The 24653-nt window shown below is 71.2% G+C and carries 25 protein-coding genes; 9 read left to right on the top strand and 16 right to left on the bottom strand.

The genetic code is table 11. The features are described from left to right. Positions 1 to 5: 5 nt before the first annotated feature. The 10 genes from DW297_RS12130 to DW297_RS12085 form a co-directional block, all read right to left on the bottom strand. Entirely contained in the window at positions 6 to 845 is an 840-nt protein-coding gene (locus DW297_RS12130; RefSeq protein ID WP_136032718.1) for an ABC transporter ATP-binding protein, read from the bottom strand. 1 nt (position 846) lies between these two features. After that, the gene (locus tag DW297_RS12125; protein WP_136032716.1) at positions 847 to 1806 is read right to left on the bottom strand and encodes a siderophore-interacting protein; all 960 of its coding nucleotides are present in this window, start codon (positions 1804 to 1806) and stop codon (positions 847 to 849) included. Continuing rightward, a complete protein-coding gene (locus tag DW297_RS12120; RefSeq protein ID WP_136032714.1) occupies positions 1796 to 2596 on the bottom strand; it encodes an ABC transporter ATP-binding protein in 801 nt (266 codons plus the stop codon). Before DW297_RS12120 ends, DW297_RS12125 begins: the two co-directional genes overlap by 11 nt. Further along, complete coding sequence (locus tag DW297_RS12115; RefSeq protein WP_136032712.1) at positions 2593 to 3666, bottom strand: FecCD family ABC transporter permease; 1074 nt, start codon at positions 3664 to 3666, stop codon at positions 2593 to 2595. Before DW297_RS12115 ends, DW297_RS12120 begins: the two co-directional genes overlap by 4 nt. Continuing rightward, positions 3663 to 4706 carry a FecCD family ABC transporter permease gene (locus tag DW297_RS12110; protein WP_136032710.1) on the bottom strand — a complete coding sequence of 348 codons (1044 nt, stop codon included), beginning with the start codon at positions 4704 to 4706 and terminating at the stop codon, positions 3663 to 3665. The genes DW297_RS12115 and DW297_RS12110 overlap by 4 nt, the downstream gene beginning before the upstream one ends. Before the next feature lie 28 nt (positions 4707 to 4734). Further along, positions 4735 to 5760, bottom strand: a complete 1026-nt coding sequence (locus DW297_RS12105) for an iron-siderophore ABC transporter substrate-binding protein (RefSeq protein ID WP_136032707.1) — start codon at positions 5758 to 5760, stop codon at positions 4735 to 4737. Positions 5761 to 5948: 188 nt separating this feature from the next. Beyond that, entirely contained in the window at positions 5949 to 6152 is a 204-nt protein-coding gene (locus tag DW297_RS12100; RefSeq protein ID WP_025104028.1) for a cold-shock protein, read from the bottom strand. Between the two features lie 75 nt (positions 6153 to 6227). Further along, complete coding sequence (locus DW297_RS12095; protein ID WP_136032705.1) at positions 6228 to 9206, bottom strand: helix-turn-helix transcriptional regulator; 2979 nt, start codon at positions 9204 to 9206, stop codon at positions 6228 to 6230. Next, a complete protein-coding gene (locus DW297_RS12090; RefSeq protein WP_136032702.1) occupies positions 9173 to 9403 on the bottom strand; it encodes a hypothetical protein in 231 nt (76 codons plus the stop codon). The genes DW297_RS12095 and DW297_RS12090 overlap by 34 nt, the downstream gene beginning before the upstream one ends. A gap of 163 nt (positions 9404 to 9566) precedes the next feature. Continuing rightward, positions 9567 to 10178: a TetR/AcrR family transcriptional regulator gene (locus DW297_RS12085; RefSeq protein WP_136032700.1), complete on the bottom strand. Its 612-nt coding sequence runs from the start codon at positions 10176 to 10178 to the stop codon at positions 9567 to 9569. A gap of 95 nt (positions 10179 to 10273) precedes the next feature. On the opposite strand from DW297_RS12085, the gene DW297_RS12080 reads away from it, so the two are divergent. Both DW297_RS12080 and DW297_RS12075 read left to right on the top strand, forming a co-directional pair. Continuing rightward, positions 10274 to 10915 carry a hypothetical protein gene (locus DW297_RS12080; protein WP_136032698.1) on the top strand — a complete coding sequence of 214 codons (642 nt, stop codon included), beginning with the start codon at positions 10274 to 10276 and terminating at the stop codon, positions 10913 to 10915. A 21-nt stretch (positions 10916 to 10936) separates the two neighbouring features. Then, positions 10937 to 12544: an alpha/beta hydrolase gene (locus DW297_RS12075; RefSeq protein WP_136032695.1), complete on the top strand. Its 1608-nt coding sequence runs from the start codon at positions 10937 to 10939 to the stop codon at positions 12542 to 12544. A 68-nt stretch (positions 12545 to 12612) separates the two neighbouring features. Here DW297_RS12075 and DW297_RS12070 read toward each other — a convergent pair whose 3' ends face one another. After that, positions 12613 to 13557, bottom strand: a complete 945-nt coding sequence (locus DW297_RS12070; RefSeq protein ID WP_136032693.1) for an alpha/beta hydrolase family protein — start codon at positions 13555 to 13557, stop codon at positions 12613 to 12615. Between the two features lie 123 nt (positions 13558 to 13680). Here DW297_RS12070 and DW297_RS12065 point away from each other — a divergent pair, with 123 nt between their 5' ends. After that, positions 13681 to 14280 carry a TetR/AcrR family transcriptional regulator gene (locus DW297_RS12065; RefSeq protein ID WP_136032691.1) on the top strand — a complete coding sequence of 200 codons (600 nt, stop codon included), beginning with the start codon at positions 13681 to 13683 and terminating at the stop codon, positions 14278 to 14280. Positions 14281 to 14300: 20 nt separating this feature from the next. Here DW297_RS12065 and DW297_RS12060 read toward each other — a convergent pair whose 3' ends face one another. From DW297_RS12060 to DW297_RS12050, 3 genes are all read right to left on the bottom strand, one after another. Beyond that, positions 14301 to 15350: a DUF998 domain-containing protein gene (locus tag DW297_RS12060; RefSeq protein WP_240744609.1), complete on the bottom strand. Its 1050-nt coding sequence runs from the start codon at positions 15348 to 15350 to the stop codon at positions 14301 to 14303. A gap of 142 nt (positions 15351 to 15492) precedes the next feature. After that, a complete protein-coding gene (locus tag DW297_RS12055) occupies positions 15493 to 15948 on the bottom strand; it encodes an SRPBCC family protein (RefSeq protein ID WP_136032688.1) in 456 nt (151 codons plus the stop codon). A gap of 102 nt (positions 15949 to 16050) precedes the next feature. Beyond that, the gene (locus DW297_RS12050) at positions 16051 to 17007 is read right to left on the bottom strand and encodes a manganese catalase family protein (RefSeq protein WP_136032687.1); all 957 of its coding nucleotides are present in this window, start codon (positions 17005 to 17007) and stop codon (positions 16051 to 16053) included. Positions 17008 to 17142: 135 nt separating this feature from the next. Between DW297_RS12050 and DW297_RS12045 the strand changes: the two genes are divergently transcribed. The 6 genes from DW297_RS12045 to DW297_RS12020 all read left to right on the top strand — a co-directional run bounded on the left by DW297_RS12045 (position 17143) and on the right by DW297_RS12020 (position 23068). Beyond that, positions 17143 to 18180, top strand: a complete 1038-nt coding sequence (locus DW297_RS12045; RefSeq protein WP_136032684.1) for an FUSC family protein — start codon at positions 17143 to 17145, stop codon at positions 18178 to 18180. Between the two features lie 19 nt (positions 18181 to 18199). Beyond that, positions 18200 to 18868, top strand: a complete 669-nt coding sequence (locus DW297_RS12040) for a DNA alkylation repair protein (protein ID WP_136032682.1) — start codon at positions 18200 to 18202, stop codon at positions 18866 to 18868. 140 nt (positions 18869 to 19008) lie between these two features. Further along, positions 19009 to 19380 carry a hypothetical protein gene (locus DW297_RS12035; protein WP_136032680.1) on the top strand — a complete coding sequence of 124 codons (372 nt, stop codon included), beginning with the start codon at positions 19009 to 19011 and terminating at the stop codon, positions 19378 to 19380. Between the two features lie 98 nt (positions 19381 to 19478). Next, entirely contained in the window at positions 19479 to 20015 is a 537-nt protein-coding gene (locus DW297_RS12030) for a GTP-binding protein (protein ID WP_136032678.1), read from the top strand. Continuing rightward, the gene (locus DW297_RS12025; RefSeq protein ID WP_136032675.1) at positions 20015 to 20509 is read left to right on the top strand and encodes a roadblock/LC7 domain-containing protein; all 495 of its coding nucleotides are present in this window, start codon (positions 20015 to 20017) and stop codon (positions 20507 to 20509) included. The genes DW297_RS12030 and DW297_RS12025 overlap by 1 nt, the downstream gene beginning before the upstream one ends. A 24-nt stretch (positions 20510 to 20533) precedes the next feature. Continuing rightward, complete coding sequence (locus tag DW297_RS12020) at positions 20534 to 23068, top strand: DEAD/DEAH box helicase (RefSeq protein ID WP_136032673.1); 2535 nt, start codon at positions 20534 to 20536, stop codon at positions 23066 to 23068. 22 nt (positions 23069 to 23090) lie between these two features. On the opposite strand, the gene DW297_RS12015 is transcribed toward DW297_RS12020, so the two are convergent. Both DW297_RS12015 and DW297_RS12010 read right to left on the bottom strand, forming a co-directional pair. Beyond that, positions 23091 to 23480, bottom strand: coding sequence for a VOC family protein (locus DW297_RS12015; RefSeq protein WP_136032671.1), 390 nt, complete (start codon positions 23478 to 23480; stop codon positions 23091 to 23093). 67 nt (positions 23481 to 23547) lie between these two features. Beyond that, positions 23548 to 24573: a LacI family DNA-binding transcriptional regulator gene (locus tag DW297_RS12010; RefSeq protein WP_205814383.1), complete on the bottom strand. Its 1026-nt coding sequence runs from the start codon at positions 24571 to 24573 to the stop codon at positions 23548 to 23550. Positions 24574 to 24653 lie beyond the last annotated feature (80 nt).

The following is a 24653-nucleotide window of genomic DNA, read 5'->3' as shown; positions in this document are numbered from 1 at the left end:
GTGGATCAGAGTGCGGTGCCGGCGCGATGCCGGGCGTGATGGCGGCCGCGCGGTCGCACGCGCACCAGCCCGGTCTCGTCGTCGACGACGGTGTCGATGCGCAGCCCGTAGACCTCCGACAGGTTCTCGCCCGTGAGCACCTCGACGGGGGTCCCGGCGGCGTGCACGCGCCCGCGGTGCAGCAGCACCACGTCGTCGGCCACCGAGGCCGCGTGGTCGAGGTCGTGCAGCACCACGCCGAGGGCGGTGCCGTGGTCGTCGGCGAGCTCGCGCACCAGGTCGAGCGTCTCCACCTGGTAGCGCAGGTCGAGGTGGTTGGTCGGCTCGTCGAGCAGCAGCACCCCGGTGTCCTGGGCCAGCGCGGTCGCCAGCCACACGCGCTGCAGCTCTCCGCCCGACAACTGGTCGACCGGGCGGGCGGCCATGTCGGACAGCCCGGTGAGCGCGAGCGCGCGGGCCACGGCTGCCCGGTCGGCCTCGGTGATGCCGGCGAAGCGACCGCGGTGGGGGTGCCGCCCGTACGCGACCACGTCGGACACCTCGATGCCGGACGGGTGGGGACGCGACTGCGACAGCATCGCCACGGTCTTCGCGAACTCCTTCGCCGACAGGGCGGCCGCATCCCGCGGCTCGTCCCCGCCGACGCGCACCGTGCCGCCATCGATGCGGTGCAGGCGGGCGAGGGCGCGCAGCACGGTCGACTTGCCGCTGCCGTTCGGGCCGATCAGCGCCGTCACCCGCCCGGGGGCGAGGCGCAGGGACACGTCGTGCACCACGCGGGAGCGGCCGTAGCCGAGCACCAGGGAGTCGCCCTGCAGGGCGGGCCGCCCGTCGGTCGCGGTCATGTCAGCCCCGCATCGCCACGCCGCGGCGCCAGTAGCCCATGAACGCGACCTGGCGGCGGTCGATGCCGAGGTCCTTCACCAGGTGCCGGCGCAGGGTCGTGACCACGCCGCTCTCCCCCGCGATCCAGAAGTAGCGCTCCACCGGGGTCGCGGTCGCGGGGTCGATGTCCTCGCCGAGACCCGAGTACTCCGGCGTCTCCCACAGCAGGTCTTCCGTCTCGACGTCCTTCACCCGGATCTCGTCGGTCGCGTCGGCGTCGCCGAGGTAGCCGAGCACCGCGGGGATGAGCCGGAGGCCGTGCGGCTCGCCCACGTCGCGGGGCAGCCAGTGCACCTCCACCCCGGCGGGCGGGTCGATGCGCAGCACGTCGGCCGGCGACGGCACCTCGATGAACGCGACGCCGCGGAGGTCGCGCGGCGCGTCTTCCAGGATGCGGGCGATCGCGGGGGCGGCCGTCTCGTCGCCCGCCAGCACCACGGAGTCGGCGCGACCGGGGCGGTACTCGGCACCGCCGTGCGGAACGACCCCGCGCCGCGGACCGACGAGCCACAGCTCCTGCCCCACGGCGGCCGCGCTCGCCCACCGCGATGCGGGCCCGGTGAGCCCCGGCTCCAGGTGCAGCACGAAGTCCACGTCCACCTCGGTCGTGTCGTCGGCGGCCACCCGCAGCTCGCGCACCGAGTACGTGCGCATCGCGCCGCGCTCGGCCTCGGGCACTGCGAGGTAGGAGCCCCACCAGTCGTCCCAGGAGCGGTCGATCTCGGGCAGCACCCCGGACGCGGGCGGGAACACGAGCTTGATGCGACTGTCGAACACCGCGCCGGGGGTGCCCAGTTCACGCAGGTCGTCCCCGCCGAGGGTCACCCGCACGAACGAGGGCGACACGCGTTCCACGGCGCGCACCTCGGCGCGGGTGAGGAGGTAGGTCGGGCGTTCGGTCGTGGTCGTCTCAGCGGACATGATGCCTTCCGATGGGGGTGACCATCGGCTTCCCGGAGACCGGGTCGACGGTGATCTGGTTGGGCAGCCCGAAGACCTCTTCCACGAGCTCGGCGGTCACCACGTCCTGCGGCGACCCCGTGGCGTGCACGCGGCCGTCCTTCATGGCGACGAGCTCGTCGGCGTAGCGGGCGGCGAGGTTGAGGTCGTGCAGCACCATCACGATCGTGGTGCCGCGGGCGACGCTCAGGTCGGTGAGCAGGTCGAGCACCTCGACCTGGTGGGCGACGTCGAGGAACGTGGTCGGCTCGTCGAGCAGCAGGATGTCGGTCTCCTGCGCGAGGGCCATCGCGATCCACACGCGCTGACGCTGTCCGCCGGAGAGCTCGTCGACGCTGCGGTCGGCGAGGTCGCTGATGCCCGTGGCGTCGAGCGCATCGGCGACGACCTCGTAGTCGTGCGCGCTCCAGCGCGACAGCGCCCGCTGGTGCGGGTGGCGTCCGCGCCCGACGAGGTCGGCCACCGCGATGCCCTCCGGGGCCACGGGCGACTGCGGGAGCAGCCCGAGGATGCGCGCGACCTCCCTGGTGGGGCGGGTGTGCACGGACGTGCCGTCGAGCACCACCTGGCCGGCCACGGGCGACAGCAGCCGGGCGAGGGCGCGCAGCAGGGTGGACTTGCCGCAGCCGTTCGCGCCGACGATGGTCGTGATCTTGCCCGGGGCGATCTGCAGGTCGAGCCCCTCGACCACGGTGCGGTCGCCGTAGGAGAGCGTCACGCCCTCGGCGGACAGGGTGTGGGCGGCGGTCACAGGGAGCCTCCGGTGCGGTTGGTGCGGATGAGGAGGTAGATCAGGTACGGAGCGCCCACGACCCCGGTGACGACGCCGACGGGGTAGCGCGTGCCGAGCGCGAACTGGCCGATGAGGTCGCCCGCCAGCACCAGCACCGCGCCGACGAGACCGCTGGGCAGCAGGAGGGTCGCGCCCGGTCCGGTGAGCCGGGCGGCGATCGGTCCCGCCATGAAGGCGACGAACGCGATGGGGCCGGTGGCGGCGGTCGCGACGGCGAGCAGCGCGACGGCACCGAGGATGAACACCACGCGGGTGACGCCGACGCGCACGCCGAGGCCGGCCGCGGAGTCGTCGCCCAGCTGGAGCGCGCCCAGGGCCCGCCCCTGCGTCAGCAGCAGCGGCACCAGCACGACCGCGGCGATCGCCATCGGCAGCACCCGCTCCCACGAGGCGTTGTTGAGGCTGCCGGTGATCCACTGCATGGCGGTCTGGATGTCCCAGTTCGCGGCGCGGGAGAGCAGGTAGGCGATGACGCTCTGCAGCATCGCCGCGACCCCGATCCCGATCAGGATCAGTCGGGCGCCGGCGAAGCCGCCCTTGATCGCGAGCAGGTAGATCGCGAGCGCGGTGACGAGGGCGCCGGCGAGTGCGAGCAGCGACACCATCGGGCCGTTGAGCGAGAGCACGACGATCCCGAAGACCGCGGCCGCCCCGGCGCCGTGCGAGATCCCGATGATGTCGGGGGAGGCGAGCGGGTTGCGCAGCATGGTCTGGAAGGTGACGCCGGCCATGCCGAACGCGAGCCCCGCGAGGATGGCGAGGATCGCCCGCGGCAACCGCAGGTCGCCCACGGTGAACGACGCCCCCGGCACGGTCTCGCCCAGGATCACGCGGATCACCTCGTCGAGCGGATAGAACGTGTTGCCCACCATGAGCGCGACCGTGAACAGGGCGAGCACGACCACGGCCAGCGCGACCGTGACGAGCGCGTGCCGGCGGTGACGGGCCCGGCGTCCGGCGATCACCCTGGCCGTGCGGGCGGCCGCGGACTCCTCCGCGCGGACGAGCGTGTGCTCCGTGGCGCTCACAGCTCCCTCACCCTCTGTCGGCGGACGATCCAGATGAAGAACGGCGCCCCGATGATCGCGGTGATGATGCCGACCTGGATCTCGTCCGACGACGGCGAGATCACCCGGCCGACGATGTCGCTCGCGGTCAGCAGCGCCGCTCCCGCGAGGGCCGAGAATGGCAGCAGCCAGCGGTGGTCGGTGCCAACGAGCAGGCGGCACAGGTGCGGCACGATGAGCCCGACGAAGCCGATGGGCCCGGCGATCGCGGTCGCGGCTCCGGCCAGGATCACCGAGCCGAGCGCCGAGACCGCGCGCGTGCGCGCCACGTGCTCGCCGAGCCCCGTGGCCATGTCGTCGCCGAGTGCGAGGGAGTTCATGCCGCGGGCGGTCACGAAGCACAGCAGCGCGCCGACCGCGAGCACGGGGGCGGTGATCGCGATGCGCGGCCACTCGGCTCCCCCGACCCCGCCGATCTGCCACGACTGGAAGGTCTGCAGCAGATCGACCCGCGGCAGCATGACCGCGCTGATGAGCGAGGCGAACGCGGCCGAGGTCGCCGCGCCCGCCAGGGCGAGCTTGAGCGGGGTGGCGCCGCCGCGGCCGAGCGACCCGACGGCGTAGACGAACACCGCGGCGGCCGCGGCGCCGGCGATCGCGAACGCCATCTGGCCGTACGGGTTGCTCAGCCCGAAGAACGCGATGCCGAGCACGACCGCGAACGACGCCCCGTTCGAGATGCCGAGGATGCCGGGCTCGGCGATGGGGTTGCGGGTCACGGCCTGCATGGTCGCCCCGGCAAGCGCGAGCGCGGCGCCCACGAGCAGCGCGAGCACCGTGCGCGGGAGGCGCTTGATAACCGCGGCCTGCCCGATCGTGTCCGACTGTCCGCCCAGGGCGGCGAGGATGTCGTCGAGGGAGACCGCGCGTGCCCCGAACGACACCGAGAGCACCGCCAGCACCAGCAGCACCACGACCCCGGCGCACAGCCAGAGGGTGCGCGCCAGCACCGGGCGCCGCAGGGCGGCGGCGTCCGGTGCGAGCACGGGTGCGGAGATCACGGTGACTCTCGGCGGTGGTGCGACGCGGTTACGGCGCGAGCGGTGCGGCCAGGATCGCCAGGTAGTCGTCGAGGCCCCACGGGATGGACAGCGGCGACGGGTTCGCCGAGGCGGCGATGGGCGTGGCGTTGGGCAGGATCGCGACGCGGCCCTCGGCGATCGCGGGGATCTTCGACAGCAGCGGGTCGGCCTGCAGCGTGGCGAGGGTCGTGTCGTCGCCGTAGGTGACCAGCACGTCGACGTCGTCGAACTTCTGCGCCTCCTCGGCGCTCACCTCGAGGTTGAACTTGTCGCTGCCCACGCTCTCCTCCACGATCGCGGGGAACGGCAGGCCGAGGGAGTGGAGGTACCCGGGGCGCGTGTCCGCGGCCGTGTAGTAGCCGATGGTGCTGAGGTCGCTCGGGTCGAAGTACGCGAACAGCACCTTCTTGTCCTTCAGCACACTGTGGGCCTCGAGCGCGGTGTCGGCGTCGGCGTGCAGCTCATCGATCAGTGCCTCGCCCTCGTCCTTCAGCCCGAGCGCGGTGGCGTTCATCTCGATCATGTCGTCGACCGACGTGCCCCACTGGACCTCGGGGTAGGCCACGACCGGCGCGATCTTGGAGAGCGTGTCGTACTCCTCCTGCGTCAGGCCGGAGTAGGCCGCGAGGATCACGTCGGGCTCGGTGTCGGCCACGGCCTCGTAGTCGATGCCGTCGGTCTCGTCGAACAGAGCCGGGGTGTCGCCGCCGAGCTCGTCGAGCTTCTCCTCGACCCAGGGGAGGATGCCGTTGTCGTCGTCATCTCCCCAGGTGGCCTTGCTCATGCCGACCGGGACGATGCCGAGCGCGAGCGGGACCTCGTGGTTGGCCCAGGCGACCGTGGCCACGCGCTCGGGCTTCTCGGTGATCGTGGTCTCGCCGAAGGCGTGCTCGATCGTGACGGGGAACGCGTCGTCGGAGGCGGGGTTGCCGCCCGAGGAGGAGGTCGACTCGGGGGCCGAGGACGAGCAGGCGGCGAGCGACACGGCGAGCGCGGCGGCCGCGCCGATGGCGAGCAGGCGAGAGATGCGCACAGGCGTTCCCTTCGGGATGGGAGGAGGGGTGGCGGCACGAGAACGCGCCCGGCCTTTGGTAAGCCTCGCCTAATCTAACCCGAAGTTAGGTCATCCTCAATTCGATGACACCGCACGGAGGTCCGGAGGGATGCGAAAAGCCGGTCGGATCCGATGGATCCGACCGGCTTCAGGAAGTCAGCGCACGCTCAGAGAGCGCGGATGTTCGCCGCCTGCATGCCCTTGGGGCCACGCTCAGCGTCGAATTCGACCTTCTGGTTCTCGCGGAGCTCCTTGAAACCGGAGCCGGCGATAGCCGAGTAGTGGGCGAAGAGGTCTTCCGTGCCGTCATCAGGAGCGATGAAGCCGAAGCCCTTCTCCGCGTTGAACCATTTCACAGTGCCAGTGGCCATGTGTTTTCTACTTTCTGTTAAGCCGGCCGCTGACGCGGCCTGCACCGCACCGGAAGATCCGACACGCGTGCTCGGTCACGCTACCACGGCGGACCTGCCCGACGTCGGGTCGAGGGCCTGCCGTGTGAGCGCCGCCTCCGTGCGCGTGCTGACCCCGAGCTTGCGCAGCACCGCCGACACGTGCACGCTCACCGTCTTCACGCTGATGAACAGGCGCTCCCCGATCTGACGGTTGCTGAGCCCCTCCGCGATGAGGTCGAGCACCTGCTGCTCCCTGGCGGTCAGCAGTTCCGCGTCGGCGGGCGCTGCTCCGGCACGCAGGCCCGCGGCGTCGGCGAATCGTGCGATGGCGGCCCGCAGCGGGGCATGGTCCCACTCCTCCGCGAGCGCGGCGGCCTCGGCGACCACGGCGGAGGCGGCCGCGCGCTCGCCCTCTCGCACGTGCACCTGCGCGCGCTCCAGGCGGAGCACCGCGCGGAAGGTCACCGGCACGTCGTCGCCGTCAGCGCGGCGCAGCGCCTCCTCCACCTTCTCCGGTCGCGGGTCGAGCAGGGCATCGAGAATCAGCCCCCAGGCGTCGTGCTGCAGCTGGTCGGGCTGCGCCAGCCAGGCGTCGCGGATCGTGGCCGAGGCCGCCTCGACGTCGACCCCACGGGACCGCAGCTCCGCGATGATCGCCCCGCCCTCCAGCAGCAGCCGACGCTGATGCAGCAGCGCCGGCTTCTCGTCGTGCACCATCGCGAGGATCGCGTCGAGCGCACCGGTGAGGTCGCCCTCGCTCTGCGCCACCGCGACCGTCATCGTCACGAGGTCGTACCAGATCTGGCGCTCAGAGCCACCGGTCTCCTCGAACGCCGGCCGCCACTCGCGCAGCATCTCCGCCGCCTCGGTCGACCGGCCGCGCCACGCCAGCACCCGCACGCGCGTCATGCTCATGTACATGCGGAACACCCGCAGCGTGCCCTGCACGAAGTCGCGCGACAGCATCTCCTCAACGCGGTCGATCTCGCCGAGCTCGAGCAGCGGGACGATCATGTTCTGCGCCATGATCGTGCCCGACGTGCGCTCGACGCGGAGCTCCCGCGCCCGGCGCAGCCCCGCTTCGGCCACCGCGACCGCCTCCCGGTACCGGCCGAGCAGCGTCAGCAGGTCGGAGTAGTTCACGCGGTAGCGCATCTCGGCGGTCGAGCCGTCCGCCAGCACCCTCGCCCGTTCGAACTCCCGCACGCCCGCCTCGACGGCGCCGAGGTGCGCCAGTGAGCCGCCGCGCATGTTCGCCGCGATCGACTGCTGGTCGCGCGACCCGGCGGCCGCGGCCCGGCGCTCGGCCTCGTCGGCGAGCCGGATCGCATCCTCCCGGTCGCCCGCGATCATCAGGCGACCGGCGAGCTGGTTGAGCAGCTCGGCGCGGAACGCCTCGTCGGGCACGTGCTCCTCTGCGATGGCCAGCGCCTCGCGGAGCAGCGGCACGGCCCCGAGCCGCCCCAGGTTCACCAGGTACAGCGCCTTGTTGCGCAGCAGGCGGGCGTGCAGTCGCGGGTCGACCGTCGTCGCATCGACCTCGGCGAGCGCGACGTTGGCCACCGCGAGAGCGCGCTCCCCGTCGCCCGCGTTGCGCAGCACCGACCCGAGCACGTGCAGCAGTTCCAGGCGCTCGAACCCCGTCGCGGCGGCGGCGTCCGGCACGAGCGGCCACAGCTCGAGCACGAGCTCGCCGAAGCGCGCAGCACTCGCGAAGGCATACTGCGCCTTGGCCTGCCGCATGGCCTCGGCGGCGGCCGTGATCGCGCGACGGTCGTCTTGCGCGAGCTGCCAGTGATACGCGAGCGCGGCGGCATCGCCCCGGTCGGCGGCCCCCTCGCTCTGCTCCTCCAGCGCCTCGGCGTAGGCGCGGTGCAGGCGGGCGCGCTCCCCCGGGAGCAGATCGTCGTGCACGGCCTCGCGCAGCAGCGCGTGCCGGAACCGGTAGTCGTCGTCTTCCACCACGATGATGCCGCTGCGGGCGGCCTCGCGCAGGGCCTCGTCGAGACGTTCCTCGGGCAGCCCGGCCAGGCGCGTGACGAGCGGGTGGCTCAGGGGACGCTCGGCGCCGGAGATGACCCGCACCACACGCCCCGCGTCGTCGCCGAGACGGTCGAAGCGTGCCAGCAGCAGGTCGCGCAGGCTGTCCGGCAGCGGGCCCTGGGAGCACCCGGCGATCTCCTCCACGAAGAACGGCACGCCCTCGGCGCGCATCTGCAGCCGCTCGAGCGCGGACGGCGACGGAGCCCGTCCGGTGATCTGCTCGACCAGCTCGCGGACGGCCTCGTCTTCCAGACGCGACACCGTCAGCCGCTCCAGCAGCCGCGCCCTCGTGGCCTCGCCGATGAAACGGCTCACCGCGTCGCCGCGACGCACGTCGTCGGTGCGGCAGGTGATGAGCAGCAGGATGCGACCGCGGTTCCACGCCCGCAGCAGGAACGACAGGATGGCCAGGGTCGAGTCGTCGGCCCAGTGCAGGTCTTCCACCACGAGCACCTGCGGCGACTCCTCCGCCGCGGCCTCGACCAGTGACGCCACGGCGTCGCGCAGACGCTCCGGGCTCGTGCGCTCGCGGTCGGCGGGGGCGTCGACGAGCTCGGGCAGCAGCATCCCGAGCGCCTCGATGCCCACGCCGACGACCGCTCGCACGCGCTCGACGCCCATCCGCGCCACGATCGACCGGAGGATGCCGGTGAGAGGGCCGAACGGCATGCGCGACGCGCCCAGGTCGAGGCACCATCCGACATGCACGTCGGCGACGTTCGCGACCTCGGCACCGAACTCGCGCGCCAGGCGGGACTTGCCGATCCCGGCCTCGCCCTCCACCAGCACGGCCGCGGGCACGCCGTCGCGCGCTCCGTCGAACAGACGGCGCACCTCGGCGAGCTCGGCGTCTCGCCCGACCATCGCGGCACTGGGGGCTGGGGCCATGCCTCCATCGTCCCACCCACCGCCGACATCGGGGTCGCGGTGCGGGAACGGCAGCAGGACCGCGTCGGTCACCGGGCGACCGCGGGCTCGCACGGTCGGCACTCGCGCTCCGCGACAGTCGCGCGCGAGACGACCCCGCGCTGCACGAGGCGACGCAGCAGCCGCCGCACGGGCCCGTCCGCCCGCGGCACGATCTGGTCCGCGTGCTCGATCAGGCGGCGGCGCTGCTCGACGGCCGTCGCGATGCGCTCCTGCTCGTGAGCGGTCACCTGCTGGGTCAGATAGGGGTGCTCGAACATGATCTCTCCTCGGCGGTTCGGTGTATCCCTACACTCCGCTCTGAGGCCCCACCGCCACATCGGACGGATGCCCTATCTTCCGCGCGCCCCGGCGAGACACCCGCCTAGGGAGGGGCGACGACGGAGGCGGTCCGCGCGACGGGCATGCCGTCGAAGGGAGAACTCATGCGGCGGGCGGCCCGCTCATGACCGCGTGGACGGCGAGACGCAGGGTCTCCTTCTCGGCATCGACGCGCACCGTCTCGGAGGGCAGCGCGCGTTCAGTCGCGATGCCCGACGTCACGGTGGCGAGGAACCGCGCGCGCTCCTCGATCCCACCCGCAGCGATCGCACCCTCGTCGACCAGGGTCGTCAGCCACTGCTCGATGCGGTGGCGCCCCATCCGTTCGAGCGCGAGGTAGGTCGCGGCTTGGTCCTCGGAGGGAGGCGTGGCGACGTACGCCTCGTAGAGCGCTCCCCACTGCTGCCTGGCGCGTTCGCCCACGCCCACGTGGGAGAGAAGCAACTGCAGGCACGCGGTCAGGCGCTCTTCGGGCGTGAGGGAGCGATCGTCGATGGGGTCGTCGGGAATCTCCAGGTCGTACATCCCCGCGACCACCGTCTCGACGAGTTCCCGCTGGGTGGGGAAGAAGTGCCGCAGCGAGCCGGTGCTCACCTGGGCACGCGCGGCCACGCCCCGCACGCTCAGTCGCGCCGTGGGGTTCTCGCCGAGCATCGTCGCCGCCGCGATGAGGATCTTCGAGCGGGTCCCCGGCTCCTTCGATTCAGCGCCCATGCCCGCCTTCCGCAAACCATCGATCTATCACAGTGTGATAGCTTAGCCCCTCGTTCACTAGCACGCTGTACTAATCGAGACGAGGGACCGCGACGATGGGAATCGCGAACTGGCGCAACCGCCGCGTCCGCCACGGGTCAGGAGAACCACTGCGGCGGTACCGCTGGTGGCAGATGTTCAGCCGATCGCTGCGCTCGATCACCCTGGCGTCGCCGGACGGCTCGACATCGATCTACACAGTGGATGTGCGCCACGGGGGTGACATGAGCGACGGGGAGGTCCGCGCCCGCCTCTACGTCGACGGCGCACTCCGGTCGTACGCGAAGATGCCCACCCGCTTCGCGGTGCCCGGCGGCCACATCGAGGTCGCGATCACCGGCTTCGGGCTCAAGCGCTGCCACTACGTGCGCGCAGACGGCACCGAAGAACAGCTGTCACCCGATCCGCGATCGGCCGAGGGGCGCCGCGCCCGCCTGCACCACCGGCATCCCCGGGCGAGCCGTGCGATCGGCCTCATCTCCCTCACCCTCGTTGTCGTCGGACTCTGCGTCGAGGTTCCCCAGATCATCGAGGCTCTTTCGCAGATACCGCTGATCGCCGCATCGGTGGGCACCTTCACGTCCCCCATCCAGCTCCCCCTGCACATCAATCTGCTCATCGGGCTCGCGGCCGTCGCCGGCAGCACGGAGCGGGCCCTGCGGATGCGATCGAGCTGGATCGATGAACTCGCCAGTTGAGACCCCACGAAAGGAAACACCATGAGGAACCGCTCGCCGATCCGCAGCCGACGGAGGAACGATCATCGACGGCGATGGGTGGCACCGGTCGCCGCTGTCACCGCGGTCGCATCGCTGCTGCTGGCCGGCTGCACCGCCGCGACGCAGGTCGACCGGGACGCCGCGCCGGAATCGGAAGCCGTGCAGGACTCGGACCTCGAGCGGTACAGGGGGCAGGAGCTCGACTTCGGTGCCTGTGACCCCGCGCTCGTGAGGTCGCAACCCGCCGTCCCTCAGGTCATCGATGCGGCGGAGAGCGCCGAGTGCGCGATGCTCACGGTGCCCCTGGATTACGGGGACCCCGCGGGTGAGACCATCGAGTTGGCGGTGGCCCGCATCGCAGCCACCGGCGAGGACCGCATCGGCTCGGTCGTGCTGAATCCCGGCGGACCAGGCGCGGCGGCGACGACGTTCGCCCCTCTGGTGGCCGCCCTGTGGTCGGGCGGGCCCCTCACCGACCGCTTCGACATCGTGGGCTTCGACACCCGGGGGGTCGGCCTCAGCCGCCCCGCCGTCGATTGCTACACCGACGACGAGCGAGACGCCGACGCTCCCCTCGCGGCACTCGGAGAGTGGACGGACGATTCCGCCCGCGAGATCGTCGAGAAGTGCGCCGATGGCACGGGCCGAGGCGACGTGCTCGCACACCTCGGAACCCGCGATACCGCTCGCGACATGGACATCCTCCGAGCCGCGCTCGGCGACGAGAAGCTCACCTTCGCGGGTGTGAGCTACGGCACGCGCCTCGGAGCGGTCTATGCCGAGATGTTCCCGCAGAACGTCCGCGCCCTCGTCCTCGACGGCGCGGTCGACCCGCTCAAGAACACCCGGGAGCGTCGGATCCACCTCAGCGAGGGGCTGCAGGCGTCCTTCCAGCGCTTCGCCGACTTCTGTGCGGCCCAGGCCGATTGCCCTCTGGGCGCCGATCCCGCACGGGCGACGAGCGAGGCGCAGCGGCTCCTGCGGCCGCTTGTCGATGAGCCGCTGATCGCCGCCGATGGCCGCGAGGTCGGCTTCCTCGCCGCCGGCGAAGGCATCGTCGCCGGGCTGTACTCCGAGGCGAGTTGGCCCGCGATCGTGGCAGGGCTGGCGGAGCTGAAGGCAGGTCGGCCGGATGCCCTGCTCGCGCTGCGCGACGGGTCACACGGCCGCTCCGAGAGCGGCGAGTACACGAACTCGTACGAGGCGCTCTTCGCGATCAACTGCCTGGACGAAGAACGCTTCACCGCCGAGGAGATGGCGAGGCTCGGCGAAGACCTCAACGATGCCGTGCCGTTCCTCGACCCGGGGACCGCTCCCCCCACCCAGGACGGCTGCGAGTACTGGCCGTCCGAACCGACACTCGGCTACCCCTACGCGACGGACATCGACGGGCTTCCCGAGGTGCTCGTGGTGTCGGCCACGGGGGATCCGGTGACCCCTCACGACGGAGGCATCAGCCTCGCCGACACCCTCGGCGCCCGACTGCTCACCGTCGACGGCAACCAGCACGGCACCATCGTCTCCCGCAACGAGTGCATCGACGGGATCGTCGCCGACTACCTCGTCGACCTCGAACTCCCCGAGGACGGAGCGCGCTGCGCGCTGTGATCTCCTCCCTGGCGACGCCTGGTCCCTCGCCTGCTGCTCGCGCACGGCGAGGGACACGGGCACACCTCTCATTTGCTGTCGATGTGACCGATCGGATGGCCGCCCTCCGTGAACGCGGCGCGAGCAGCGGGCCAGCTGGTGTCGTCGACGTGCAGAGCGGTCCGCAGGTAGGCGGTGCTCATCCGCTGGATGACGGCGACCCGCTCGGGGTGCTCGTCGGTGGTCTCGGCGACGTCGTACCCCACGATGCCGCCGAGGGAGTGCTCGGCACCGTGGAGCGTGAGGAGATCCGTCGCACCGGGGCTGTGCGTAAAGGCATCGGTGAACCAGTCCGGTCCGCGGCTGGACATCGCGGACTGGTCGTGGTCTCCGGCGACGACGAGGGTCGGCGTGCGAAGCTCCCCGAAGGACGGACGCATGAAGGGGAAGTTCGTCCGTGCGAAAGGGTGAAGGTGGTCGCCGCCGACACCGGTCGCCGCGAACAGGATGCCTGCGGTGACGCGTCGGTCGGACATGTCGTCGCCGACCGTGCCCGAGTCGTCGAGGATCCGCGCCCCGAGCACGGACTGCGCGGTCTGTCCGCCCCAGGAATGACCGGTCGCGGCGACGCGCGTGCGATCGATGCGGCCGGAGAGACCGGGAACGGCGGCCTCGATGGTGTCGAGCTGGTCGAGGATGCGAGTGAGATCCGTGATCCGTTCGGTCCAGATCGTGGGGAACACCGGGTGATCGAACCCGAACCCGTTGCGGCGCGAGTCCAGATGCGTCGGCTGGATCACGACGAACCCGCGGGAGGCCCAGAACGCGGTGAGCGGCGCATACCCATCGAGGTTCCAGCCGTTGCCGTGGGAGAACAGCACGACGGGAAGGTTCGATCCCGTCGCGGGAGCGGACACCCGCACGTCGAGGGGAACCGCTCGGCCGGGCGCGGACACCGCCACGGGAGCGACGGAGACGACCGCGCGTCCGGCACCGATGATGCCGTCCAGCGTGTCGACGATGGATGAGGTCACGGCGAGTTCCTTTCCGAGGGGTGCAGCGCTCTGCGATAGTGGATATCGGAGCGCTGTTCCGCAACATTACGGAACAATGCTCCGTAATGCAAGCGAGCGCCGTTGAGGGAACCGGAGCAGGACATGAGCGAGGTCGAGAGCGAGCCGTCGCACGATGCGCGGCCGCAGCGAGCGGGCCGCCCGCGCCGGAGCGAGCAGGCTCTGCTCGAGGCGGCGGCAGCAGTGTTCGTGACGTCCGGGGTCGATGCTCCGGTCCGAGAGATCGCAGCGAAGGCGGGAGTCGGCGTCGGGACGATCTATCGTCACTTTCCGACGCGTTCCGAGCTGGTGGTCGCGGTGTACCGGCACCAGGTCGAAGCGTGCGCCGACGCCGGTCCCCGCCTTCTTGCGGAGAGCGCGACCCCCGAAGCCGCCTTGCGGGCGTGGGTGGCCCTGTTCGTGGAGTTCCTGGTCACCAAGCATGGCCTGCCCGGCGCACTGCAGGGCGACAGCGCCGGATCCGACGCCCTGCACACCTCCTTCGTCGACCGTCTCGTCCCGGTGTGCGCCTCGCTCCTGGAGGCAGCGCGCGGGTCCGCGGAGGGGACGCCCCCGATCGATGCGTACACCGTGCTCCGAGGCATCGGGAACCTCTGCATCGGCGCGACCGGCGACGCGCGGTACCGGGCTGCCGACCTGGTGCAACTGCTCATCTCCGGCGTGCTCGCACCCGAAGCTCGCTGACCCGCCTCGTCGAGCCGGCGTCAGCCCGCGCGGAGCGGCGAGCGCCGGGCCGAGGGACGCGACGCCTCCGGCACCAGGATCGCCAGCACGCGCACGAGCGTCGTCAGCCACAGCAGCCCCAGCCCGACCACGATCGCCTCGAGCGCCGTGACCGCGTACAGCCCGAACGGCAGCCACAGCACGACCGCCACCACCACGAGCACGCCCACCGCGATCGACGTCGCCACGAGCGCCGTCGGTCGCCCCGGTACCGCGACCGTGGTCAGTGCCGCGGCGGCCAGGAACAGCACGAGCGCCGCGAAGGCCGCGATGTCGTGCGGCAGGGGTGCCCGGTACAGGGGCAGCAGCCCCACGGCGGCGAGCGCCGCACCAGCGGCCGCCCACAGGCCCACGATCACGGCGATGCGCGGCAGGGCGTCGTCGCCCTGCAGGCGGTGCAGGTCACGGCCGATGTACGCGCCGACCGTGGCGACGAGCAGCCCGGCGACCACGAGCGTGCCGTTGAACGCCCACCCCACGCCGAGCTGCGAGAAGTTCTCCTCCCACCACCGCGGGTCGACCGCCGTCACCATCGCGAACAGCGTGCCGATCACCAGGAAGCCGAACAGGAGCCCGGCGAGGTCGGCCGTGCGCAGCCCGACCCCGGCCCCGAACGCGAACCGGCCGCCCACGGCCGCCGCGACCCCGGCGAGCAGACCGCCGCCCACCGCCCCGAGCTCGAGCCCGCGCAGCCCGACGGCCAGCACCTCCGCTGTGAGCAGCACGCCCATCACGGTCACGGCGCCGAACGCGAGCGTGAGTGCGCCTGCCGAGAGGTGCGACACGACCACCTGCCAGCGCGGCATCCCGGTGGTCTCGCCGCGACGGTGCCGCAGTGTGCTCACCGCGAAGGCCCCCACGGCGATCACCCCGGCGACCACGGCGACCGGCATCGCCAGACCCGTCTCGCCGGTCAGCGGCCTCGACGCCCCGCGCAGCACGACGAGTCCCGCGCCGACGCCGAGCACGAAGCACACGGCGGTCGCCGCGACCGCTGCAGCCTCGGCGCGCAGCCTCCGGTCCCTCTCCATGCGCTCATGCAAGCACGGGGCGCCGACGTGCGCACCCCCGACTCCGCGCACGCCGGACACGCGACGAGGCCCGGACCCCCGCGTGCTGCGGTGCTCCGGGCCTCGTCGATCTCCGGTCGCGCGCCCTCCGGTCGCCCGCGGATCAGGCGTCGACGTCGCCGCGCCAGGCGCCCGTCTCGACGCCGCGCCCCTCGATGAACTCCTTGAAGTTCTTGAGGTCCTTCTTCACGGCGTGCGAGCCGGCGCCGACGAGTGCGCCCACCTTCTCCAGCAGCCCCTCCGGCTCCCAGTCCAGCTGGACCGTGACGCGCGTGGTGGTGTCGTCGAGCTTGTGGAAGGTCACCACGCCCGCGTGCTCGGTCTCGCCGCCGACACTGTTCCAGGCGACGCGCTCATCCGGGTGCTGCTCGGTGATCTCGGCGTCGAACTCGCGCTCCGCCCCGCCCACGTTCACCTTCCAGTGCGTGCGCTTCTCGTCGAGCTGCGTGATGGACACGACCTCGTCGAGGAACTTCGGGAAGCTCTCGAACTGCGTCCACTGGTTGTATGCCGTGCGGACGGGAACGTCGACGTCGATGGTCTCGATGATCTGCACCATGGGATGCTCCTCTGCTGTTCGTCGTTCGTGTGCTTCCATTCAGCCGTCGCGAGCCGGTATCGGCCACGGGGTTGACATCGCGGCGCCGATCGACGACGGTCCTCAGCTCGACGTCATCCGGCCGAAGGTCGCGTCGATGTCGGCCATCTCCATCTCGGCGGTGGCCTGGATGAGCGCCTGCAGTTCGGCGTCCGCACCCGGCGCGAACTCCTCGGGGCGCTCCGGCGCGATGACCGACGGCACGCCCTCCGGTGCCTGCTGGTCGGCGATCAGCTCGGTGCCGTCGCCCGACGGCGACATCCCCTGGAAGATGCGCCCTGCCTCGGAGCGGTCGTCCAGGTCGAACGAGTACTGCGTGCTCTGCAGACCGAGGTCGAGCAGCCGCTTCACCTCGGGGAAGCTCTCGGCGTTCGTCTTGGGGATCGGCAGGCTCGTGCGCCAGTTCACCCCCAGGGTCTCGAGCGCCTTCGCATAGGCGTTCTCGTGCGCCTGGTCGCGCACGATGAGGTACGAGATCGTGGAGCGCGCCGTCTTGTTCGCCGTCATCTCGTACAGGCGGCACTTCTGCAGCCTGCCGGTCGACTCGAGCATGAGGTTGTAGAGCAGGTCGAGCACGAGGTTGCCGGAGTTGTACACGTAGCTGCCCATCCACGGGTTCCCCGCCGCGTCCACCGGCAGGGCGCCCTGCGCGCCGACCAGGTAGTGGTGGATGTTGCTGTGGTCGAGCGCGATCTCGAGCGGCACCGCGCCGCCGGCTCCCGGTGCATCCACGGGGGCGTCCTTCTTGCCCTGATACGCCGGAGAGCCGTCGAGCAGCCGGGAGATGGTCGTGCCGATCAGCTCGACGTGGCTGATCTCCTCGGTGCCGATGCCCTGGATGAGGTCGCGATACGGCTTGCCCGCTGGACCACGGAAGTTGATGCTCTGGAACAGGTACTGCATCATCGTGCGCATCTCGCCGAACTGGCCGCCCAGACCCTCCTGCAGCGCGTTGGCCGCCGCGGGGTCCGGTTCGTCGACCTCGATGTCGTTGATGAGCTGCTGCAGGTGGAAGTACATGTCGGCCTCCTCGCCGGGTCGCTTGTCGCTGGGGTGGCCCACTCTCCGCCTGGCCGGCGGATCGGTCACCCCGATGGACGGGTCCGCAGTCGGCGCGTATCATCCCGCGCCCGCGGGCGCACTAGCGTGGAGGCCATGCGCATCCCCGCCGCGATCCGCGCCTCCCAGCGGTCACCGCTGCTGCAGGTCGTGAAGTCGGCCGCGGCCACGATCGCGGCCTGGCTGATCGCGGGCTGGGCCTTCCCGGGGCAGCTGCCCGTGTTCGCGGCGATCGCGGCCCTGCTGGTGGTGCAGCCGAGCGTCAACCAGTCGCTGTCCAAGGCGCTGGAGCGCAGCATCGGCGTGATCGTGGGGGTGGTGATCGCCGTCGCGCTGGGGCTCCTCCTCGGCTCACCGAGCTGGATCGTGCTGCTCGCGATCGTGGTGGCGATGCTCGTCGCCTGGATCTTCCGGGCCTCGCCGGGCACCGGCAACCAGGTGGCGATCTCGGCGATGCTCGTGCTGGCCCTGGGGTCGTCGAGCCCGGAGTATGCGATCGCCCGCATCGCCGAGACGCTGATCGGCGTGGTGATCGGCATCGTGGTGAACGCCCTGATCGTGCCGCCCGTGCTGGTCGAGCCGGCACGGCGCGACGTCGGACTCCTCGGGCGCGAGCTCGCGGCGAGCCTGGACCGCCTCGCCGATGCCCTCCCCGAGCCGCAGACCCCCGCGCGACTCCAGGAGCTGATGCTCGAGGTGCGGCTGCTCCGCCCGATGAAAGACGCTGCCGAGGCCGCGATCGCCGCCGGGGAGGAGTCGCTCACCCTCAACCCGCGCCGCTCGACCCACCGGGCCGACCTGGCGGAACTGCGGCAGCTGCTCGACCGCCTGTCCCCCATCGTCACGCAGACCATCGGGATGACCCGCGCCTACTTCGACCACTACGACGACCGCCTCGGCGAGGAGCCGGCGGTGGCCGCGATCGCGGAGCAGCTGCGCCGGGCCGGGCACGACGTGCGGCTCGCAGTGCAGTCGTCCGCCCCGGCGCCCGAGCCCGAGGCGCTGACCTCGGCGATCCCGGCCCTCACGGCGCCGCTGGTGGTCCGTCCGCCGTCGTCGCAGCACTGGATCCTCGTCGGGTCGCTCATGGAGGACCTGCGGCGGATCCGCGGGGAGCTGCTCGACGAGGAGTGACCGCGCGTACCCTGTGAGCATGGCCGGTATGACCGTGGACGCCGCCGTGGCCGAGCTCGCGGCGCTCGAAGATCCGAAGCAGCGCGCGGCGAACGAGAAGCGCGGCGACGACCACGGCATCAACCTCAGCCGGATGCGCGCCCTGGCCAAGCGGATCGGGACCGACCAGGCGCTCGCGACCGCGCTGTGGGCGACCGGCGCCACCGCCGCCCGGCTCCTGGCGATCCTGATCTGCCGGCCGCGGGACTTCACCGCCGACGAGCTCGACGCCCTGCTGCGCGACACACGTCCGCCGAAGGTCAACGACTGGTTCGTGAACTACGTCGTGAAGAAGTCGCCGCTCACGGAGGAGCTCCGCACCCGCTGGTTCGACGACCCGGATCCCACCGTGGCCGCGGCCGCCTGGTCGCTCACGACCGTGCGCGTCGCGAAAGACCCCGACGGGCTCGATCTCGACGCGCTGCTCGACCGCATCGAGCGCGACCTCGCCGACGCGCCGCCGCGCTTGCAGTGGGCGATGAACGAGACGCTCGCGACGATCGGCATCTTCCACCGGGAGCACCGCGCCAGGGCCATCGACATCGGCGAGCGCCTGCGGGTGCTGGCGGACTACCCCACCGCTCCCGGCTGCACCTCGCCGTTCGCCCCGCTGTGGATCGCCGAGATCGTGCGGCGTCGCGAGGGCTGACGCTCTGGCGCGGCGTGGCGGGACCCGGTTCGCGCAGTGGCGGGTAACGTTATACACTTTTGTGATCGCGTGCACTCTGGGGGTGACCGCACTGGGCGGTCTCTGGTGTGCGCGGTGAAAACCACACACTGGGGAGAACCATGGCTACGCAGGATGAGCTGAACCAGCTGATCGACGACATCGCCCACGACATCAACGGCTTCATCGGCGCGTCGATCGTCGACCTGGAGTCGGGGCTGCCGATCACGTCGAGCTCGACCCGACCGGACTTCGATCTCGATGTCGCCAGCGCCTTCAACGCCGAGATCGTGAAGAACAAGAACGGCACCATCGAGGCGCTCGGCCTCGACGCCCACCTGGAGGACATGCTGCTCACCCTCGACACGCAGCTGCACCTCCTCAAGCTCATCGACGGCGGCATGTTCCTGTACATCGCGGCCGATCGGCAGGCGACGAACCTGGCGATGCTGCGCTCGTCGGTGAACCGCCACGTCACGGCGCTCGCCGCTTGACCGAGGAGGCCGTCGGGAGCGGCCTCGGAAGCTCGCGGCCACGCAGGGCACACTCCTCGGAGAAGCCGCTGAGGCGCTCTCGTTGGCGACGAGCAGACATGCCGACCCGATATCGCATGATCTTCGCGGGGCCCGTCGGCGCCGGCAAGACCACCGCGGTGCGCGCTCTGAGCGACGTGCCGCCGGTCGACACCGACGTGCCGATGAGTGCCACCGCGGCCCAGGGCGAGGACAAGACGACGACCACGGTCGGGCTCGACTTCGGCACGTGGCGGCCGACACCCGAGGTCTCGGTCGCGCTCATCGGCGTACCGGGGCAGCGCCGGTTCGCCGCAGCACGACCGAACGTGTCGCTGCCCGGCACCCGCATCCTGCTCTGGGTGCGGGGCGATCAGCCCACCATGACCTCCGACACCGCGGAGTGGTTGCGACTGTTCCCCGCCGAGCTGCATCGGCTGATCATCGTCGTCAGCCACAGCGACCACCGATCGATCGGCTCGATCCGTCGGGCTCTCGCCGACGTGCTGCAGCAGCACGCGGTGCCACCCTCGCGTGTGCTCGCGGCCGACGCCCGCGACCGCGACAGCGTGATGCGCGTCGCCAGCGCGGCGCTCGACCTTCCTGAGGAGACCTGATGAGAACACACGGTGACGCGGAGGCCGTTCCGCACGACCCGTCGCGCATGCACCCCGACATCGCCGGCAACTGGGCGCTCTGGTCGGGCATCGTGAACCAGTCCGCCATCACCCGGCTGGAGCAGCTGAAGAGCCGCTTCCCCGAGCTGACCTCGGCCGTCCTCGGCACCGCCGACGGCCTGCACATCGCCTCGATCGGACTCGACCCGCAGTCGGGCGAGCACCTCGCGGCCATGAACGGTTCGCTGTTCGGCGTGGCCCGCGCCGAGGCGGAGATCATCTCGGGCGGTACCGAACCCACGCTGTCCGCGATCGTGTCGCTGTCGGTGGAAGACAGCCAGATGGCGCTGCTGAGCTTCATCCTCGCGCCGTACGGGCAGCTGCTGCTGTCGGTGTCGGCCGCGGAATCGCAGCTCGGCGCGGTCATCGTGCACGCGCGGTCCACGGCCTACGAGCTGCTGACCGCACTGGGCGTGACGGGAACGGGAGTCTGATGCAGATGCGATGATCGAGGGACCATGACTTCCCCGCCGCGGCTCGAGCCCGCCACCGTTCCCGACGCGGCCGATCCGGACGCCGTGTACCTGACGTTCGTGGAGTGGGTGGAGTCGACGGGCATCCGGCTCTACCCCGCCCAGGACGAGGCGCTCATCGAGATCGTCTCGGGGAACAACCTGATCCTCTCGACGCCCACCGGAACCGGCAAGTCGCTGGTTGCGGTGGGGGCGCACTTCGCCACGCTCGTCGGCGACCGTCGGAGCTTCTACACGGCGCCGATCAAGGCGCTCGTGAGCGAGAAGTTCTTCGCCCTGGTCGACGTCTTCGGCGCCGAGAACGTCGGCATGATCACGGGCGACTCCTCGGTCAACGCGGACGCTCCCATCATCTGCTGCACCGCCGAGATCCTCGCCAACCTCGCCCTGCGGCACGGCAGCGACGCCGACGTGGGACTGGTCGTGATGGACGAGTTCCACTTCTACGCCGACCCGGAGCGCGGGTGGGCGTGGCAGGTGCCGCTGCTGGAGCTGCCGCAGGCGCAGTTCGTGCTCATGTCGGCGACCCTCGGCGACGTGACCGCGCTCGCTGCCGACCTGACCCGACGCACGGGCAGGGAGACCGCGACGGTCACGGGTGTCGAGCGCCCGGTGCCGCTGCACTTCTTCTACGAGACGACGCCCATCCACGAGACGATCGACGACCTGCTCGCCACCGGGCAGGCGCCGGTCTACATCGTGCACTTCTCGCAGTCGGCGGCCATGGAGCGCGCCCAGGCGCTGTCGAGCACGAAGGTCGCGTCGCGCGAGCAGCGCGACGAGATCGCGGCCCTGATCGCCGAGTTCCGCTTCACCACGGCGTTCGGCAAGACGCTGTCGCGGTTCCTGCGCGCCGGGATCGGCGTGCATCACGCGGGCATGCTCCCGAAGTACCGCCGCCTGGTCGAGCAGCTCGCCCAGCGCGGACTATTGCGGGTGATCTGCGGCACCGACACGCTGGGGGTCGGCATCAACGTGCCCATCCGCACGGTGCTGCTGACCGCCCTGACGAAGTTCGACGGCACGCGGATGCGGCAGCTCAACGCCCGCGAGTTCCATCAGATCGCGGGGCGTGCGGGGCGTGCGGGCTTCGACACCGCGGGCACCGTCGTGGCCCAGGCTCCGGAGCACGAGACCGAGAACCTCGCCGCGATCCGCAAGGCCGGAGACGACCCGAAGAAGAAGCGGAAGATCATCCGCAAGAAGGCACCCGACGGGTTCGTGTCGTGGGGCGAGCCGTCGTTCCGCAAGCTCATCGACGCGACACCCGAGACGCTGACCTCGCACATGCAGATCACCAGCGCCATGATGCTCAACGTGATCGCGCGCGGCGGCGACGTGTTCGCCCACATGCGCCGCCTGGTCTACGACAACCACGAGACCCGCGTCCGACAGCGGGAGCTGGCGCTCCGGGCGATCGGCATCTTCCGCACGCTGCGGGAGTCGGGAGTCGTGCAGCGCACCGCCGACGGCGACATCCGCCTCACGGTCGACCTGCCGCCGAACTTCGCCCTCAACCAGCCGCTGTCGCCGTTCGCCCTCGCCGCGTTCGACCTGCTCGACCCCGACCCGTCCGCGGGGACCGGCACGGGCTCGTACGCGCTCGACATGATCTCGATCGTGGAGTCGACGCTCGACGACCCGCGCGCCGTGCTCAGCCAGCAGGAGTTCCTCGCCCGCGGCGAGGCGGTCGCGGCGATGAAGGCGGAGGGGATCGAGTACGACGAGCGGATGGAGCTGCTGGAGCAGATCACCTACCCGCGCCCGCTCGACGAGCTGTTGGACGCCGCGTTCGAGACGTTCAGCGCCGCGCAGCCGTGGATCCGCGACTTCTCCCTCCGCCCCAAGTCGGTCGTGCGCGACATGTACGAGCGGGCCATGTCGTTCGGGGAATACGTCGCGTTCTACAAGATCGCCCGGTCGGAGGGCGTGGTGCTGCGCTACCTGTCCGACGCCTACCGCGCGGCATCGCAGACGATCCCCGAGGAGCGCAAGGACGAGGACCTCCGCGACCTCATCGCGTGGCTGGGCGAGCTCGTGCGCCAGATCGACTCCAGCCTGCTCGACGAGTGGACCGAGCTCGCGACGGGCACCGACAACGGCCGCTTCGACCCGCACGCGCCGGACGAGCCGATCGTGCCGCCCGCCCCGAAGCGCCTCACCGCCAACACCCGGGCGTTCCGCATCCTGGTGCGCAACGAGCTGTTCCGTCGCGTGCAGCTGGCCGCGCGGGAGGACGTGGCGGCGCTCGCCGAGCTCGACCCCGGCTTCGGCGCCGACGCCTGGTCGGACGCGCTCGACGGCTACTTCGCCGAGCACGACGAGATCCTGACCGGTGCCGACGCCCGCAACTCCCGGCTGCTGCTGCTCACCGAGGGCCCGACGGCCTGGACCGCGCGGCAGATCCTCGACGACCCCGCGGGCGACCACGACTGGGGCATCAGCGCCACGATCGACCTCGCCGCCTCAGACGAGGCCGGCGAGGCGGTCGTCACCGTGACCGCGGTCGACCGGCTCTGAGCCGGCGCGGGACCGACGGGCGTCAGGCCTGCATCACCGCGAGCACGTTGCCCGCCGGGTCGCGGAACCACGCGATGTCGGGCCCGCGTCCGTCGCCGCGCACGATCCCGCGGTCGTCCGAGGGGAACACGTCGTCGGGGTAGATCTTCGTCTCGACCCCCTTGGCGCGCAGCTCGTCGACCGCGGCATCCACATCCGCCACCGGGAAGTTCAGGATCGTGAAGCTCGCCGGCTCGTGGTTCGGTTTGTCGTACACGAGGATGCTGCCGCCGCTGGCGAGCCGCAGCTCGAGGAAGCCCATCGCATTCCGGGCGACCTCGAGCCCGAGGGTCTCGCCGTAGAACCGTTGCGCCGCGTCGAGGTCGTCGACACTGAAACCGCTGAACGCATCGTGCACCGTGAACGCCGTCATGTTCCCAGGATCCGCCGTCGCAGGACCCCTGTCGACCCCCTTCACGACGCAGCCCGCACCAGTCGCGTCACGAGATCGACGTGACCGAATCCCGTTCGACGATGCGGATGTGCGAGCCGAGCGTGACGTCGCGCGGCGGCCCCCCGCGCAACTGCTGCACCAGCTCGTCGACCGCAGCGGTTCCGAGCTCTTGCAGTGGGAGTTCCAGGGTCGTCAGCGCCGGCGTCAGGTACGCCGCCATCGGCAGGTCGTCGTACGACAGCAGAGACACCTCGTGCGGAACCCGACGCCCCAGGACCTGCAGAGATTTCAGGGCTCCGATCGACTGCGGCAGCGTGCCGGCGTAGATCGCGGTGATGTCGGGCCGCTCGCGCAGGATCTCCTCGACGGCGGCGTACCCGCCCGCCTCCGAGAAGTCGGCGTGGACCACGTGCGGTATCGGCGCATGCGACCGAGCGGCGGCCTCCAGGAACCCCCGTTCCCTGTCCCGTGCCGGGCTCAGCCCGCCGGGGCCCGAGATGTGCGCGACCGCGCGGTGGCCCAGGCCATGCAGGTACTCGTACGCGACCCGGCTCGCGAGTTCCAGGTCCACGGTGACATTGCGTCCGGAGTCCGGCACGGTGCGGTTGACGAACACGTGGGGGATCGCAGCGAGGCGGCCCGACTCGATGAGCGGGTGATCCTGTCGGGCACTCGCGATGAGCAGGCCATCCACGCGACCGGCGTCCACCAGGTCGGTGAAGTCGGCCCGCGCATCGGTCTCCTCATTGTCCTCGGCCAACAGCACCACGTAGCCGAGATCGTGCGCGCGCTGATAGGCGCCGCGGGCGATGCGGGCGTAGACGGGGTTCGTCAGGTCAGGGATCAGCAGCGACAGCGCACCGGTGGTCGATGCGGCGAGCGCTCGCGCCCCGGCGTGCGGAGAGTACTGCAGGCGCTCGGCAGCGTCGAGCACGCGCGCGCGGGTGCTGGGCCGCACATTCAGCGTCTCGTCACGGCTGAGGATCCGGGAGGCGACGGATTTGGTCACGCCGGCGAGTTCGGCGACGTCGATCAGACGGACTCGCCCGCGAGCTGGGGGTGAATCGGGCACGCGTCATCTTCTCATGCGGGCTGTGCCGGGCCCGGGGTCCCCGAACCCGGCACAGCGGTCTTGCGTCAGCTCGCCGGCGA

It is taken from the genome of Microbacterium sp. PF5, assembly GCF_004794315.1.
Lineage (GTDB): Bacteria > Actinomycetota > Actinomycetes > Actinomycetales > Microbacteriaceae > Microbacterium > Microbacterium sufflavum.
Note: the sequence above shows the minus strand (reverse complement) of the source record. Positions and strands in the feature narration are given on the sequence as shown.

Excerpts from the sequence above, each read along its gene's own strand:
- DW297_RS12130 (WP_136032718.1), bottom strand. The coding sequence starts at position 845 with ATGACCGCGACCGACGGGCGGCCCGCCCTGCAGGGCGACTCCCTGGTG.
- DW297_RS12125 (WP_136032716.1), bottom strand. The coding sequence starts at position 1,806 with ATGTCCGCTGAGACGACCACGACCGAACGCCCGACCTACCTCCTCACC.
- DW297_RS12100 (WP_025104028.1), bottom strand. The coding sequence starts at position 6,152 with ATGGCCACTGGCACTGTGAAATGGTTCAACGCGGAGAAGGGCTTCGGC.
- DW297_RS12090 (WP_136032702.1), bottom strand. The coding sequence starts at position 9,403 with ATGTTCGAGCACCCCTATCTGACCCAGCAGGTGACCGCTCACGAGCAG.
- DW297_RS12085 (WP_136032700.1), bottom strand. The coding sequence starts at position 10,178 with ATGGGCGCTGAATCGAAGGAGCCGGGGACCCGCTCGAAGATCCTCATC.
- DW297_RS12080 (WP_136032698.1), top strand. The coding sequence starts at position 10,274 with ATGGGAATCGCGAACTGGCGCAACCGCCGCGTCCGCCACGGGTCAGGA.
- DW297_RS12075 (WP_136032695.1), top strand. The coding sequence starts at position 10,937 with ATGAGGAACCGCTCGCCGATCCGCAGCCGACGGAGGAACGATCATCGA.
- DW297_RS12065 (WP_136032691.1), top strand. The coding sequence starts at position 13,681 with ATGAGCGAGGTCGAGAGCGAGCCGTCGCACGATGCGCGGCCGCAGCGA.
- DW297_RS12060 (WP_240744609.1), bottom strand. The coding sequence starts at position 15,350 with ATGGAGAGGGACCGGAGGCTGCGCGCCGAGGCTGCAGCGGTCGCGGCG.
- DW297_RS12055 (WP_136032688.1), bottom strand. The coding sequence starts at position 15,948 with ATGGTGCAGATCATCGAGACCATCGACGTCGACGTTCCCGTCCGCACG.
- DW297_RS12050 (WP_136032687.1), bottom strand. The coding sequence starts at position 17,007 with ATGTACTTCCACCTGCAGCAGCTCATCAACGACATCGAGGTCGACGAA.
- DW297_RS12045 (WP_136032684.1), top strand. The coding sequence starts at position 17,143 with ATGCGCATCCCCGCCGCGATCCGCGCCTCCCAGCGGTCACCGCTGCTG.
- DW297_RS12040 (WP_136032682.1), top strand. The coding sequence starts at position 18,200 with ATGGCCGGTATGACCGTGGACGCCGCCGTGGCCGAGCTCGCGGCGCTC.
- DW297_RS12035 (WP_136032680.1), top strand. The coding sequence starts at position 19,009 with ATGGCTACGCAGGATGAGCTGAACCAGCTGATCGACGACATCGCCCAC.
- DW297_RS12030 (WP_136032678.1), top strand. The coding sequence starts at position 19,479 with ATGCCGACCCGATATCGCATGATCTTCGCGGGGCCCGTCGGCGCCGGC.
- DW297_RS12025 (WP_136032675.1), top strand. The coding sequence starts at position 20,015 with ATGAGAACACACGGTGACGCGGAGGCCGTTCCGCACGACCCGTCGCGC.
- DW297_RS12020 (WP_136032673.1), top strand. The coding sequence starts at position 20,534 with ATGACTTCCCCGCCGCGGCTCGAGCCCGCCACCGTTCCCGACGCGGCC.
- DW297_RS12015 (WP_136032671.1), bottom strand. The coding sequence starts at position 23,480 with ATGACGGCGTTCACGGTGCACGATGCGTTCAGCGGTTTCAGTGTCGAC.